The sequence below is a fragment of the Ruegeria sp. CG4 genome (genome assembly GCF_056537185.1).
Map to the genome: position 1 here is coordinate 1,005,102 of NZ_JBQFRB010000001.1, position 14,681 is coordinate 1,019,782.

The following is a 14,681-nucleotide window of genomic DNA, read 5'->3' on the forward strand; positions in this document are numbered from 1 at the left end:
AGCAAAGTCCGGCCTCATGCGCAAGGCATGACACCACTAGTCGTGGTTCCACGCCTCAGCATCGCCAAGCACTTGCAGCGCTATTGCGCGGGCCGCGCCTTCGGCGCTGGCATAGGTTTGATGATCGGGCTGCTCGTGCAGATCAAAGGGCTGTTGCGGGTCGTCCGGGGTCTCAACTCGGACATAGATTGCCCAGCCATCAATCAGTTCTGGATCATCACAATACTCCTGCCCGCCATCGGGCAGATTGCAGAACCCATGAAGATTCACGCTGGCGCGGCCCTCTCGGGCCGCCTGCCTGATGTTAGAATACCTCATGGCAAACCTCTGCACTTTCCCCGATGAAAAATTCGTCAGGCTCGCCGTTCAGGCGGGTGCTATCCCGACTGGTCAAGCCGATAGCCGACCCGTTCCGCGTGAATGTGATGAGGTATTGCCCGAGGTCATCACGCGTCACCACATACCCGCTATTGACCCAGTGAACGCGGTTGCCCGCGTCCACTGCTGCTTTGATGTCTTCCAAGGTCATCGCAACGCCTCCTCAAGGATTGCGAGCGCCCCAAGACAATCGTCGATATAGGGCTGCTCCTCACCCTCCAGATCGTTCAGCTCCAGCCGGTTCAACACCGCGTAAAGCGTGGCGCGGGCCTCACGGGCGGCGCTTCGCAAGCTGACGGTATCTTCCAGACGCGCTGTCGCAAAATCATCACTGTGATAGTCAGGGATCATTGGATTTCTCCCGCCTTGTGCTTCCAACGCGGAGCGATGTCTTTGAACGGCACCGTGAAGGGCGGCAGCGCGTCAAAGCCGTTCGAGCTTTTGACCACCTTCACCTTGGCGCAATCATCCTCGACGCTGAGGATCTCGACGCAGAACACGCCGCCCAAACCCGACGGAACAACGATTTCCTTCAGCTCGTGCCGATGCTTCCCGCAATAGACGCAGGTGCTATAAAGCCCGTCGATGATGTGACCGCCGGTCACGCGATCACAGTCGCAGGTCCAGAATTTCGGGGGCTGATACTTGTGAGCCATTTGTGGCCTCCTCTTGGGTGCTGCGGTTGGGGCTTGCGCCCCCTTCCGCCGATGGGCTGCACACCGGCCAATCTGATCTGACCGAATACGCATATATTCGGCGGAACAGAGTGGGTGGGGGCACAGCCCGACCCACGGCCCAGGAGCGGCCAGTCAATGGGTCAAAGCCAGCAACTGGTGCGGCCCGCAGCGCGCCTTCGCGCGAGGACACGGCTTGCAGGCTTTGACGACGCGCCCGCGCGGCGCTTGCCCATTGACGGGACGTGACAGGGATGTTGGGCGGACCAATCAAATTGAAAGAAGCCTGAAGGAGGTGAGCGGGCTGAAAGCCAGTCGATCCTCCGCACAGTCCGTTTCTCAGAGCGGCCCGTGCGCAGCAGCACGGGCCACAATTTATCATCCCGATCAAAAATGCCTGCGCCCCGCCAAGTGAAGCGGGCCGCAGGTGCTCAAAGCTCAACACCGGCTTTCAAGTTGCCGTCCGGATCCAGCCATGAACGGGCCTCGGCGCAATCTAGGCAAATGCACGAACAACTGCCTTTCACGATGACCGGTGCGAGAAAGATCACTGGGTTTGACGCGCCGCATTTGCGGCACGTCATTGGGGGTAAGATTGCGGGGCCGCTCATGCTGCGGCCGCTTTCGACTGACCTGCGGCTGCTAAGACAAAATCGGCTGCCTTCTGTGCCTCGGACGCCGCGCGAAAAATCGCCCGTTTGTCTTCTTTGAGCGCTTCCAACCACCCTTCAACATAGGCAGCGCTTTGGTCGAATTCCGGCTCGACGCCAATCTGAGCACCAAGGAAACAGGCGCCGATTTCCGCCACTAGCTCTTCAAAGGCATAGGCCTCACGGTTCGTAAATTTCTTGATCCGCTCAAGCCGCTTTTCGCTGCCGGTCCAGTGGATTAATTCATGGGCAAGGGTCGCAAAATACCCTTCCGCACTAAGGAAGGTCGCCACGGGCGGCATATGGATGTGATCTTTGGCCGGGCTATAATAGGCTCGCGGCTCATCGGTGGTCACGATCTCCGCACCCGTGCGAGCAAAAAACGCCTCAAGCTCGGGATCAGCCTCAGTGCCAAGATCGCGCGGGGCCTCCGGACGGATGTAGTACTCCTCCGGCAAACCTTCGATCTGATCCGCGTTGAAGACGCGGTATGCGCGCGCGTAGGGCACTTCTTCCTCAATGCCCAGTTCGTTCTCTCGGGTGAACGTCCCGTATTTGACCACGGTCGACGACGTTTCGCCTTTGCGAACTTGGCCGTCCAGCTCCTGCGCCTGTTTGTAGGTCATCCAGCGGCTCGAAACATAGCCATGCTTGGCCGCCATGACCCAGAGCATCAGGATATTAATCCCGCGATACTCCTCGCCATTGTGTCGGGTCGGCAGGGCAATGCCGGACGCGCCCCCTGTCCACGGCTTGCGCCATGGCGGCGTGCCCGCCTCGATCTCTGCAATAATGGTGTCGGTGACATGGGCATAAACATCAAACTTCGGTGCCATTTGTGGCCTCCTCGATCAAAGTGACGCGGGAGAGGCTTTGCGCCCCCTTCCGCCGATGGGCTGCGCCTCGGCCACCTGATCTGACCGAATACGCATGTATTCGGCGGAACAGAGTGGGAGAGGGCAAAGCCCGACCCATGGCCCTGAACGGGGCTGTCAATCGGCCACATTTGCGAAGAAAATGTCTGCGCCAAAATCAGACGCCAATTTGCCGCGCGAGGAATGGCTCGCCTGCGAGACAGGGGAAATTGGTGGCTTATTTTGGGGATGGCCCAAGGTTGACCGCCACGGTCAGGGATGTTGGGCGGACTAAACAAAAATAATGATGTCTGGATCGGGGTGAGCGGGCCATCGGCCCGTTGAGCCTCGGTGCAGTCTACTGGGAGATGTTGCCCGCGCGCTTAAGCGCGGGTTCTTCTGAAACCATGCGATACTTCCTAGGTCGCGCACGACACAAGACCGAAGCAATCCCGCAACCCGCTGACAGAATTACAAGATATTGCAGACAGTCCGCTGAGTATATGGTTCTTAAATATAGACCCATCCTCTAGGTTGAACTAGACTTGAGCTATGACAAGCGAATCGAATAGTCTTTCACGATGGCAGCAGGATCGCCGTGCATTCATTGAGCACAGGGTCTTTTGGCGTGGACGTGTCGGCCTTGCGGATCTGATGGATGTTATGGGCCTCAGTCGGGCTCAAGCTTCGAAAGACCTCAACAGCTACATCAATGATCATCCCGAACACATCATTTACGATAAAACGGCCAAGACCTACGTTCTGGGCCCGAAGTTCGAAGAACACTACACTGCGCTTGATCCGTCAGAGTATCTTGATGACCTCCTGTCGATCTCAAGGGGCGGTTCAGTCCCCGCTGCAGACTGGATTGTCTACCAACCGGACATTCTGGCAACCACTGTGCCTGGGCGCGGACTAAGCGCGCTAACACTTCGCAACGTCTTATTGGCCTGTGAACAGCGCAAAGAGCTGCAGATAAGCTATCAGTCCATGTCCTCCCCCGATCCAGAAAATCGCGTTATCATTCCTCATGCCCTCGCACATGACGGATTTCGTTGGCATGCGAGAGCGCTTTGCTCAAAAGACCAAGTTTTCAAAGACTTTGTTCTCGGACGCATACTGAAGAGCGCATTGGGGGAACAATCAGATGCCGACGCCGGTACCGATGAAGACTGGCACCAAACAATAACGCTCAAAATCGCACCGCACCCTGGCCTGTCTGAAAACCAACGCAGGATTGTAGAGCTAGACTATGCAATGAATGACGGGGCGGCAGAACTTTCAGTGCGAAAGTGCCTATTGTTCTACAATCTAAAGCGACTAGGCCTTGATGTTGATCCAAGTATCCGCGCCCCACAGGATCAGCACATAGTTTTGATCAATGACGGAGAAGTTCGCGCTGCTCTCGTGAGGGGACGGCGATGAGTGCTTTCGCGAGACAAGACTACAAGATGTCATTTAGCACCGGCGGGCTCTTCCTGAACGAAAGCCTGGAAGTCGCACGCTTGCATGAAAACGGTGAAGCTTGGGAAGACACAATTCTCAGAGCCATGGAGGAAGGCACAACCAGCCTACCGAAATCAGCATCGAACCGTCGATCGTTGCGCGAAATTTCTAACCGCCTGCTTACTCTTACAGATGAGGAACGCGCTTACCTTGTGGAAGAGGCTGACCGCTCCGAACAGCAGGCGATGTTGTGGATCGCCACATGCCGCGCATATCGGTTCATTCGTGAATTCGCGGTGGAAGTGGTGAGAGAGCGATACCTATCTTACCAACTCGATCTACCGCTCGAAAGCTTTGACATTCTTTTTGAGGCAAAAGCTGAATGGGATGAAGGACTGGCCGGATTAAGTCGGTCGACCCGCCTGAAACTTCGTCAAATCATGTTTCGCATGATGCGTGAAGCTGGGATCATTTCAGAAGATGATCGCATTCAAACCGCGATTATTTCCACACGTTTGAAACACATGATTGAAGACCACAACCCCGGCGAGCTGGCCTTTTTCCCCAGCGTTCCGGTTGAGGGAGCTTAAATTGAAACGAGAACTAAACCGGAAAGAGCGGGCCGAGCACCTCTACCGCGTGATCACCAGTGAACGCTTCCTGACCAAACAAGGCCTAGGGAATGAAGTGCCATTTTTCATCTATCCCTTTCCCGCCGAGGAAGGGCTCACCATGGTTGAGGATCGTGAAGATCTTGTGACCCGAATTCAGCACTCCGGCACTCGAGTGTTGGACCTGAACCTCTACGATCTCGCGCTCGAAATACTTTCAGAGCGCGGGATCTTAGAGCAGGTTCTTGAAATTGAGGCCGACAGTAGCAAGGGTGAGATCAAGGAACTTCTACAGGGCGTCTTGGACCCACAGGCTCATCTGATCCCGCATATTGGCCAGGCGATCCGAGCGACCCCGCATGACGTCATTTTCTTGTCAGGCGTCGGTGAAGTTTATCCTTACATCCGATCTCACAACGTGCTGAACAACCTACAAAGCACTGCGAAAGAAGCACCAACCGTTCTCTTCTTCCCAGGAAGCTACACCCATGCTTTGGCGACTGGCGCGTCATTGGATCTCTTTGGCCAGCTTCATGACGACAAGTATTACCGCGCCTTCAACATTCTGAATTACGAGGTCTAAGCCCATGGCCCAGCTGCTAAAAGACATTTTTGAGAAACCCGTTGATCGCGCCATTGACGGCGTCATTAAGGCCGATGACGAGGCAAGCCTTCGCGTCGAACTCGACGAGTACGTCATCACAGGGGAGATCGGCCAACGGCTGGAACAGTTCCTCGAGGCCTACAACAATTATGACACTTCAAATGGCGTCTGGATCTCTGGCTTCTTTGGCTCTGGTAAGTCGCACTTGCTGAAGATGCTGGCTCTACTGCTTGAAAATCGTGAAGTCGACGGCAAAACCGCTCACGAGATCTTCGCTGAGAAGCTCAAAGGCGAGCCAATGCTGGCAGGCGCACTCAACAAGGCCGTTTCCATCCCGTCGAAATCGATCTTGTTCAATATCGACCAGAAGGCAGATGTGATCTCGAAAACGGATGTAGATGCGCTTCTATCTGTCTTCCAAAAGGTCTTTGACGAAGCCTGCGGGTTCTATGGCAAACAGCCTCATATCGCGCAATTCGAACGCGATTTGCAGGGGCGTGGGCAATTCGAGGCATTCAAAGAAGCTTTTCGAAGCGCTGCCGGGAAAGACTGGGAGCGCGGTCGGGAACAGGCGCTACTCGAAGCCAAGAACATTGCGACAGCGTTTGCAGAAGCAACCGGTGGTGATCCTTCAGATGCAAAAGACATCCTGAGCCAATACCGGAAGGACACACGCGTCTCGATTGAGGACTTCGCTGGAACAGTCAAAGCTTGGATCGATGACCAGCCCAAGGGCTTCCGGCTAAACTTCTTCGTTGACGAAGTCGGCCAGTATATTGCGGACAATGTTAAGCTCATGACCAACCTGCAAACCATCGCAGAGAGCCTTAACACCAAATGCAAAGGGCAGGCTTGGATCATAGTAACTGCGCAGCAAGATATGGCGTCGGTTATCGGCGACATGACGCAACAGCAAGAGAATGACTTCTCCAAAATCCAGGCCCGCTTCAGCAACCGCATGCCGCTGAACTCGGCCGACGTCGCCGAAGTGATCCAGCGCCGCCTCCTCGCCAAAACGTCGGAAGGGCAAGTAACGCTTGGCAACCTTCATGACCGCGAAGAAAACAACCTCAAGACCCTGTTCGATTTTGCTGACGGCTCGATGAAGCTCAAAAACTACCGGGATCGCGAGCACTTCATCTCAAGCTATCCTTTCCCTCCCTATCAGTATGACCTCTTCCAAATGGCGATCACGTCTTTGTCGGAGCACAACGCATTTGAAGGCAAACACAGCTCGGTCGGTGAGCGTTCGATGTTGGGCGTTTTCCAACAGGTCTCTAAGAAGCTGAAAGACAAAGAAGTCGGAGGGCTGGCCACTTTCGATCTCATGTTCGAAGGAATCCGCACCGCACTGAAATCTTCGGTTCAACAGAGCATTCAGATTGCCGAAAAAAACCTGGACGATCCTTTTGCCGTTCGGGTTTTGAAATCCTTGTTCCTCGTCAAATACGTCAAAGGCTTCAAACCGTCGGTTCGAAACATCGGAATTCTGCTGCTGTCAGAGTTTGAGGCGGACCAGACGAGCCAACGCCGAAAGATCGAGGAAGCATTGAGCCGTCTGGAAAGGGAAACCTATATCCAGCGGAACGGTGAGGTCTATGAGTTCCTCACCAATGAGGAAAAGGATGTCGAAGCGGAAATCAAAGCCCTCGAAATAGACCCTTCTGAGCTCTCAAAAGAACTCGAAACCCTCGCATTCGATACCATTCTGCGTCATCGCAAGATCAAGCATCTCGCAACGAACAGCGAATATTCCTTTACCCGGAAGCTTGATGATCACGCAGTTGGTCGCGAGTACGAACTGGCAATCAATCTCGTTTCGCCCCTCAGCGACGAGGTTGAAAGCCCCGATGGCATTCGAATGAAAACTATGTCTCGGGAAGAGCTCGCGGTTGCCATGAAACCAGATGCCAACTTCGTCCGCGACCTGATCCTGTTTAAGCAAACGGACAAGTTCATCCGTCAGTCCCGGAGCGGTTCTCCGCAGCCGGGCCGCGACCGTATCGTCGCAGAAAAAGGCGAACAAAACGGCCGCCGCGCAAAAGACCTTGAAATGCGGCTTCGCAAGTTGATGGGAAGCGCCCGACTTTTCGTCAGGGGTGACGAATTGGAGATCGGTGGAGAGGATGCTCAAGAGCGCATCAGCAAGGCGTTCCAGTCCCTGGTAGACAAAGTCTACACCAATCTCCCGATGCTGCGCGGCGTCAGCTATACCGAGGCCGACATCAACAAAGCGGTACAGTCGGAAAGCGGGCTATTCGGTTCTGACGGTACGGGTATCAACGAAGCCGAACAGGACGTCCTCAGCTTCATCAACGCGCAGGCACGCAACGGGGTGAAGGTCTCCGTCAAATATCTGGCTGATCGGTTCACATCCAAACCCTACGGCTGGCCAGTTACCGCAGTCCTTTGCCTTGCGGGCAGCTTGGTTGCCAAAGGCAAAATCGAAGCGCGCGTCGACAGCGCCATCAAGGAAGGCTTGGACCTTGCCAAAGCGTTGAACAACAGTCACGCGCTTCCGAACATACTATTGACCCGTCAGGCAGAATTCTCCGCTGCAGAAATTCGTCGAGCGAAGGAACTTTATCAGGAGCTCTTTGCGCACCCCTCATCGGGAACAGACGCGCGTGGTTTGGGTGCGGAATGGGCTACAAGCATTGATACGCTCGAAGCCGAGGTAGACGGTTTTATTCGCCTGTCACACCGCTACCCTTTCCTGACCGCGCTCGAGCCGTTCCATGAACTGCTGCGGGGCATGAAGGGCAAGCCAGCGAACTGGTATATTTCCGACGCGCCCAAGCGCGAGGATGACCTTCTGAACGCGAAGGAAGATATCCTGGACAAGGTGAAGTCCTTCATGGGGGGCGCGCAAAAGGGTATCTACGACGATGCCCGCGATATGCTCGCCAGCCAATCTGCCAACATCGACTATGTCGATCCTGATGCCGGGGCGAAGCTGCGCGCCGCATTGGAGGACCCGGGCTGCTTTAAGGGGTCATCGATCCAGAACCTCAAATCCGACCTGTTTGATCTGAAAAACAAGGTCGAACTCAAGGTGCTTGAGGAACGCAAAGCCGTCATCGCAGAGGTCGAAGACGTCTCAGCCAAGATCGCACAAATGCCGGACTTCCAGGCGCTCGACACGGACAAACAAGCCCGCATTACCTCGCGCATCGAGAGCCACAAGGCGGGCCTCGACACCGTTACGCTGATCCCCGTGCTGCGCGACCGTGCCAATGGCGCGCGCACCAACCTGCTGTCGGACGTTGTCACCGAACTCGACCGCTTGAAAACCCCTCCCAGAAACGATGACGACACCCCGGAACGACAGCACCCCACTACGGTCCTCGCCTCGCAGCTGAAGGTCACTGCGCCCAAAACGCTGCTGACCGATGAGGCCGACGTCGACCAGTACCTTGAAGAAATGAAAAAGACCCTGCTGGCCGAAATCCGCGCGGGTAAGAAAGTTATTGTGTAATGGATACCAACGCGCTCAAGAAATTTGCCCAGGCCGCCCGTAACCTGCTGATCGATCAGGTCACCTCCAAGCTCGACATCGTTCTGGCCGAGGGCAGCGCCGCGCGGCGCGAGGCCCCAAAGGCGGTCAAAGACCTCGAAAACGCCATCAACAAAGCCGACAAACAGCAGGTCATCGAACAGGTCGCTTACACGTGGTTCAACCGCTTCACCGCCCTGCGCTTCATGGATGCGAACGGTTACACGCAGGTCCGCACCGTCTCCCCCTCTGACGGCGCAACCCGGCCCGAGCTGTTGTCAGAGGCGATGGCGGGCAACCTGCCCGACGGTGCCCCAGCCACCATCCAGTCGCTCCTTGACGGGCGCACGCCGTCGCATGATCCACAGGCCGAAGCCTATCGCCTCCTGCTCGTCCACACCTGCAACCAGTGGCACGGCCCCATGCCGTTCCTGTTCGAACAGATCGACGACTACACCGAACTGCTGATGCCCGAGGATCTGCTCTCGCAGACCTCCATCCTCGCCGAACTCCGCAAGGTCATGACCGAGGACGCCTGCCAAGATGTCGAGATCATCGGTTGGCTCTACCAGTTCTACATCTCCGAGAAGAAGGACCAGGTCTTCGCAGGCCTCAAGAAGAACCAGAAGATCACGGCCGAGAACATCCCCGCCGCGACGCAGCTTTTCACCCCGCACTGGATCGTCCGCTATCTGGTGGAAAACTCGCTGGGGCGGCTCTGGCTGCTGAACAATCCGCAAAGCGGGCTTGCGGCCAAGATGGACTACTACATCGCGCCCGAAGAGCCCGAGACGGATTTCCTGCGCATCACCAAACCAGAAGAGATCCGCATCTGCGATCCCGCCGCAGGCTCGGGGCACATGCTGACCTATGCCTTTGACCTGCTCTACGCCATCTACGAGGAAGAGGGCTATGACGCGACCGAGATCCCCGCGCTGATCCTGCAGCACAACCTGACCGGGGTGGAGATTGACGACCGCGCGGGCGCGCTGGCAGCCTTTGCGCTGGCGATGAAGGCGGCGGCGCAGCTGGGGCGGCGGCGGTTTTTGCGGATGGAGACAAAGCCCGACATCTGCGTGTTGCAGAACGTCAGCTTTACGGATGCCGAGGTTGTCCGGGATGTGGCCGCCGTGGTGGGCAAGGATCTGTTCACCGACGAGTTGCGCGAGACGCTGGGGCAGTTCGAGCAAGCCAAGAACTTCGGCTCGCTGATCGTGCCGAAGCTGCGCGACCCGGCCGAGACGCTGCGAGTGGTGGCGGCGCGGGATTTCGGCAGCGACCTGCTGCTGAAGGAGGTGCAGGAGCGCGTCATCGCCGTGCTGCGCATGGCCGAGGCGCTGTCGCCGAAGTACCACGTGGTGGTCGCCAACCCGCCGTATATGGGCGCCGCTGGAATGAACCCCACTCTAAAAAATTGGGTAAACCAGCAATACCCACAAGCAAAGTCTGATTTGATGACCTGCTTCATGAAGCGATGTGCGATACTATCGGCTAATTCCGGCTACTGGGGTATGATCAACCTACCCTCTTGGCTTTTCTTGAGCTCGTTTGAAGATCATAGAGTCTGGCTCGTAAAGCAACAGCGTTTCCTGTCGTTGCTTCATTTGGGAAGAGGCATATTCGGGTCAGACTTCGGATCAGCGGCTTTTGTTCTCCGCAACTCCAAACCTTCTTTGAAAGACGATGGTTTATATCGACGCCTGTTCAAGCGGCACGTTGACGTGCGCACGCCGTCTGAAATCGAACGAATCTTTCTTCGAACCCAAGACGGAACCTATCGGACAAAACAATCTGATTTCGAAGCCATTCCCGGCCTGCCGATTGCTTACTGGGCATCAAAGCAGCAGAAAAGAGCTTTCATTGAAAGGCAAAAAGTCGGTGATTGGTCTGGCGTCAAGCAGGGTCTTGCCACCGCAGATAACGATCGATTTTTAAGACTTTGGCACGAAGTAAGCACGTCCAAATTTGGTGTGGGTTATTCTTCAACATCTGCAACGACCACGAGTGACCACAAATGGTATCCTTACAACAAGGGCGGTGAGTATCGCCGCTGGTATGGGAACTTCGAGTATGTAGTTAATTGGGAAAACGATGGGCGAGAAATCCGCAACTTTTCTGACGAAAAAGGAAAGATCCGTTCTCGAGCACAGAACACAAATTTCTATTTCAAGGAAGGCGTAACATGGACTTTTGTCAGCTCCGGCAGCTTTGGTGTTAGATATGCTCCGCATGGCTCGGTGTTTGATGTTGCTGGCAGTTCGGCCTTTCCTCCCAATGGATATGCGAAAAAGCTTTCAGGCGCGCTTGCCAGCAAGGTAACCTCTGAATTCCTATCATTGATCAACCCAACCTTGAACTTCCAAGTTGGTAATATTGCAGCTCTACCGTTTGACCAAGCAGTGCTATCTGCAATCGATGGGATTACTCAAGAACAGGCAATTGCAACAACCAAATCCGACTGGGACGCCTACGAAACCTCCTGGGATTTCACCACGCTCCCGTTGCTCTCGCCCGATCATCGCGGCGAGACGCTGGCGGACAGCTATGCTACGCTCCGCGCCCATTGGCAGTCCATGACGGACGAGATGCAGAAGTTAGAGGAAGAGAACAACCGCATCTTCATCGACGCCTACGGTCTGCAGGACGAGCTGACGCCCGAGGTGCCGCTGAACGAGATCACTCTCACCTGCAACCCCGCCTATCGCTATGGCATCAAGAACGAGGTCGAGGCCAACGAGACCCGCCTGCGCGCCGACACCATTGCCGAGTTCCTCTCCTACGCCGTGGGCTGCATGTTCGGGCGCTACAGCTTTGAGTCGCCGGGCCTGATCCTCGCCAATCAGGGCGAGCGGCTGAAGGATTACCTCGCCCGCATCCCCGAGCCGTCTTTCATGCCGGATGAAAACAACGTGATCCCCGTGCTGGACGAAAACTGGTTCGAAGATGATATCGTTGACCGCTTCCGCAAATTCCTGCGCGTGACCTTCGGAGAGGCGCATTTCCGCGAGAACCTGAAGTTCATCGAAGACAGCTTAGGCCGCGACATCCGCAAGTATTTCACCAAGGATTTCTACGCCGACCACGTGAAGCGCTACAAGAAGCGCCCGATCTACTGGATGGTCTCCTCCCCCAAGGGGACGTTCAACGCGCTGATCTACATGCACCGCTATCGGGGCGACACGGTGTCGGTGCTGCTCAACGACTACCTGCGCGAGTTCATCACCAAGCTGGAGGGCGAACGGGTCCGGCTAGAAAAGCTGTCCGATGATCCGACCGCAACCCAAGGCCAGAAGACCAAGGCGTTGAAGGATGTGGCCAAGGTTGCCAAGCAGATCGACGAGCTGAACGAATGGGAACGCGACGTGATCTTCCCGCTGGCGCAGCAGAAGATCGAGATCGACCTGGATGACGGGGTGAAGGCCAACTATCCGAAGTTCGGCTCTGCCCTGAAGAAGATCGCGGGGCTGTCATGACGGACCGGATCAAAGCGGGCCTGGAGCGGCTGTTCATCGATCACCGGATCGTCTTCTGGTACGACGCCGCCCGCGACATGCGGGCCGAATATGACGCCGTGGATCTGCTCGATGTGGAAAAGGTCGAGATCGCGAATAACGAGTTCGGTCTGAAGTACCGCGTGCTGCGGCAAGAGCCGAAACAAAAGTTTCTGGTGTTCCACGACGGCCCCGCGCCCGAGATGGCCGACAACTGGCTGCTGGATCTTTATTTCGCCTGCGGTGTCTTCAAGGCCGATCAAGCGGCGATCTGGCTGGCGGAACTGGGCTTGCCGCTGCAGTTCGAAGACGTGGTGCGCGACCACATGGAGTTCTACCGTGCCAAGGGCCGCATCGAGGCGCTGAAGCAGATGATCAGCCCGTCTGATACGAAGACCGATGTGCTGCGCCGCATGCTGGCCGTCTGCGCCGGGGCCGAGGGAGCCTTGGACACGGTGATCGAGGAGCTGCTGGCCGAGCTCGCGGACGAGCGCGACGATGCGATGCGCCTGATCGAGCGGTCTGGTCTGACAGAGTTCTTCTGGAAGCAGGTTGAGAATGCCTACGGCTATGTCAGCGATGCGCCTGACTTTGAGGATTTCGCGATCACATTGTTCCAGTCCTGCTATGCCCGCGCCCTGGGCGAAGATGGCAAGCTGAACGGCGAGGCACTTCTTGTCTTCCGCCGCTGGAAGAACAACCGGCTGGGGGCGCAGGCGTTTGAAACGCTGAGTGGGAAGTACCAGGAAATCCTGCGGATCCCAGAAGACGTGCAAGAGCGAGACATCAAGGCCTTGCGTGCCATCGACCATTTTGAAGAGATCGACCGGCAGATAATTCGCTCTCTGGTGCTTGAGATGGCAAGCCAAACGGTCTCATCAGCCGAGGTGCTGAAGACCGTGCGAGAGCGGCGGCAAAGCCATTGGTACCCGACCTATGAGGATATTTATCAAGCCATCGGCTATGCCACAGAATTCCAGCAGGCGTTGGCTGAGGCGAACCTGACCATGACCTCCCCCGCTGAGGGGGTGAAGCGCTATGTTTCGCATTGGTACAAGATCGACCAACTCTACCGCAAATTCATCTATCATATGCAAAAGAGCGGTCAGTCCTCTCTGCTTAGCGCGTTGTTCGAAAGCGTAGAGAACCGCTACACGACCAACTTCCTGTCTGCCGTCAATGACGCCTGGCAAGATCAGATCGCTGGACTGAGCGATTGGAAGATATCGGGATTTGCGCATCAGACCGATTTCTATATGGACCAGGCCGCCGAATTCCGCCGCCGCGATCAGAAGGTGGTGGTAATCATCTCTGACGCGTTGCGCTATGAGGTTGCAGAAGAAGCCCTGCGCGAGATCCGTAAACTGAACCGGTTCGACGCCGATCTAAAGCCGATGATTTCTGCTTTGCCCAGCTACACGCAACTCGGCATGGCTGCGCTCTTACCGAACAAGGATCTGGAGCTGTCGGAGGACGGCAACGTGTCTTCGTTTGGCTTGCCTACTCAGGGAACCGCTAACCGCGAAAAGGTTCTGGGCATGGGGCGTGCCGGAGACCGTGTCAAAGCCATGAAGGCCGATGATTTCATGAGCTTGAAGGCGGACGACGGAAAAGAGATTTTCCGCGATCATGACATTCTCTACCTCTACCACAACAGGATCGACATCGTTGGCGACAAGCTCGCCACTGAGGAACGCGTGACAGAGGCTGCAGAAGTCGCTGTCGAAGATCTGACCAAACTGGTCCGCAAGCTTACGACGGCCAACTTTTCCAACATCCTTGTGACGGCGGATCATGGCTTCATCTATCAGCACCGGGCATTGGATGAGACTGACTTTTCGGTAGCGGCTCCCGCTGGTGCGGAAATCCTTGTTAAAAATCGTCGATTTATCATCGGGCGAGACCTGGATGCGACATCTGGAATGAAGAAGTTTTCATCCTCAAATCTGGGTCTATCAGGCAACTTGGACGTTCTGTTGCCCAATTCGATCAATCGTATGCGCGTCAAGGGAGCGGGAAGCCGGTTCGTACATGGCGGGGCCACGCTTCAAGAGGTCATTGTTCCCGTACTCCGTGTCGGCAAACGACGCGAAGCCGATGTTGAAAAAGTTGAAGTGCAGATCATCGTCACTGGAAAAAGCTTGATCTCTTCCGGCCAAACGGCCGTCACTCTCTATCAAACTCAGCCAGTTTCAGAGAAGCAGCAACAGCGTAATGTTCTTGCTGGGATTTACGCTTCGGATGGCACGCTCATCTCAGATGAGCACCCGCTGACCTTTGACTACACCTCGCAAAATGCGCGCGAACGGGAGCTGCCCATCAAGTTCCTGCTTTCTCGCGATGCTGATCGGTTCAACAACCAGGACGTCTTCCTCAAGCTTCGCGAACGTATCGGCAAAACGAGCCACTTCGAAGATTACACAAGCCACCGTTTCCAACTGCGTCGTGGCATATCGACAGATTTCGACTTTTAAGGA

The 14,681-nt window shown here is 55.8% G+C and carries 11 protein-coding genes; 6 read left to right on the forward strand and 5 right to left on the reverse strand.

Annotation, left to right across the window (positions count from 1 at the left end):
• Positions 1-36: 36 nt before the first annotated feature.
• The 5 genes from ACR0J2_RS05015 to ACR0J2_RS05035 all read right to left on the reverse strand — a co-directional run bounded on the left by ACR0J2_RS05015 (position 37) and on the right by ACR0J2_RS05035 (position 2,538).
• Entirely contained in the window at positions 37-318 is a 282-nt protein-coding gene (locus ACR0J2_RS05015; protein ID WP_480811844.1) for a hypothetical protein, read from the reverse strand.
• A complete protein-coding gene (locus ACR0J2_RS05020) occupies positions 305-529 on the reverse strand; it encodes a hypothetical protein (protein ID WP_480811845.1) in 225 nt (74 codons plus the stop codon). Before ACR0J2_RS05020 ends, ACR0J2_RS05015 begins: the two co-directional genes overlap by 14 nt.
• On the reverse strand, positions 526-729 hold the full coding sequence (locus ACR0J2_RS05025; protein ID WP_054463963.1) for a hypothetical protein: 204 nt from the start codon (positions 727-729) through the stop codon (positions 526-528). Before ACR0J2_RS05025 ends, ACR0J2_RS05020 begins: the two co-directional genes overlap by 4 nt.
• Positions 726-1,034, reverse strand: a complete 309-nt coding sequence (locus ACR0J2_RS05030; RefSeq protein ID WP_480811846.1) for a hypothetical protein — start codon at positions 1,032-1,034, stop codon at positions 726-728. Before ACR0J2_RS05030 ends, ACR0J2_RS05025 begins: the two co-directional genes overlap by 4 nt.
• Positions 1,035-1,659: 625 nt before the next feature.
• Positions 1,660-2,538 (reverse strand): ArdC family protein, encoded by an 879-nt coding sequence (locus ACR0J2_RS05035; protein ID WP_480811847.1) that lies wholly within the window; start codon positions 2,536-2,538, stop codon positions 1,660-1,662.
• Between the two features lie 570 nt (positions 2,539-3,108).
• Between ACR0J2_RS05035 and ACR0J2_RS05040 the strand changes: the two genes are divergently transcribed.
• The 6 genes from ACR0J2_RS05040 to pglZ are packed head-to-tail and all read left to right on the forward strand — an operon-like array spanning position 3,109 to position 14,678.
• The gene (locus tag ACR0J2_RS05040) at positions 3,109-3,981 is read left to right on the forward strand and encodes a BrxR family transcriptional regulator (RefSeq protein WP_480811848.1); all 873 of its coding nucleotides are present in this window, start codon (positions 3,109-3,111) and stop codon (positions 3,979-3,981) included.
• Positions 3,978-4,592 (forward strand): DUF1819 family protein, encoded by a 615-nt coding sequence (locus tag ACR0J2_RS05045; protein WP_480811849.1) that lies wholly within the window; start codon positions 3,978-3,980, stop codon positions 4,590-4,592. Before ACR0J2_RS05040 ends, ACR0J2_RS05045 begins: the two co-directional genes overlap by 4 nt.
• Position 4,593: 1 nt before the next feature.
• Positions 4,594-5,196, forward strand: coding sequence for a DUF1788 domain-containing protein (locus ACR0J2_RS05050; protein ID WP_168577143.1), 603 nt, complete (start codon positions 4,594-4,596; stop codon positions 5,194-5,196).
• Positions 5,197-5,200: 4 nt separating this feature from the next.
• Positions 5,201-8,695, forward strand: a complete 3,495-nt coding sequence (brxC, locus tag ACR0J2_RS05055; RefSeq protein ID WP_480811850.1) for a BREX system P-loop protein BrxC — start codon at positions 5,201-5,203, stop codon at positions 8,693-8,695.
• Positions 8,695-12,186, forward strand: coding sequence for a BREX-1 system adenine-specific DNA-methyltransferase PglX (gene pglX, locus ACR0J2_RS05060; RefSeq protein ID WP_480811851.1), 3,492 nt, complete (start codon positions 8,695-8,697; stop codon positions 12,184-12,186). Before brxC ends, pglX begins: the two co-directional genes overlap by 1 nt.
• Positions 12,183-14,678 (forward strand): BREX-1 system phosphatase PglZ type A, encoded by a 2,496-nt coding sequence (pglZ, locus tag ACR0J2_RS05065; protein WP_480811852.1) that lies wholly within the window; start codon positions 12,183-12,185, stop codon positions 14,676-14,678. The genes pglX and pglZ overlap by 4 nt, the downstream gene beginning before the upstream one ends.
• Positions 14,679-14,681 lie beyond the last annotated feature (3 nt).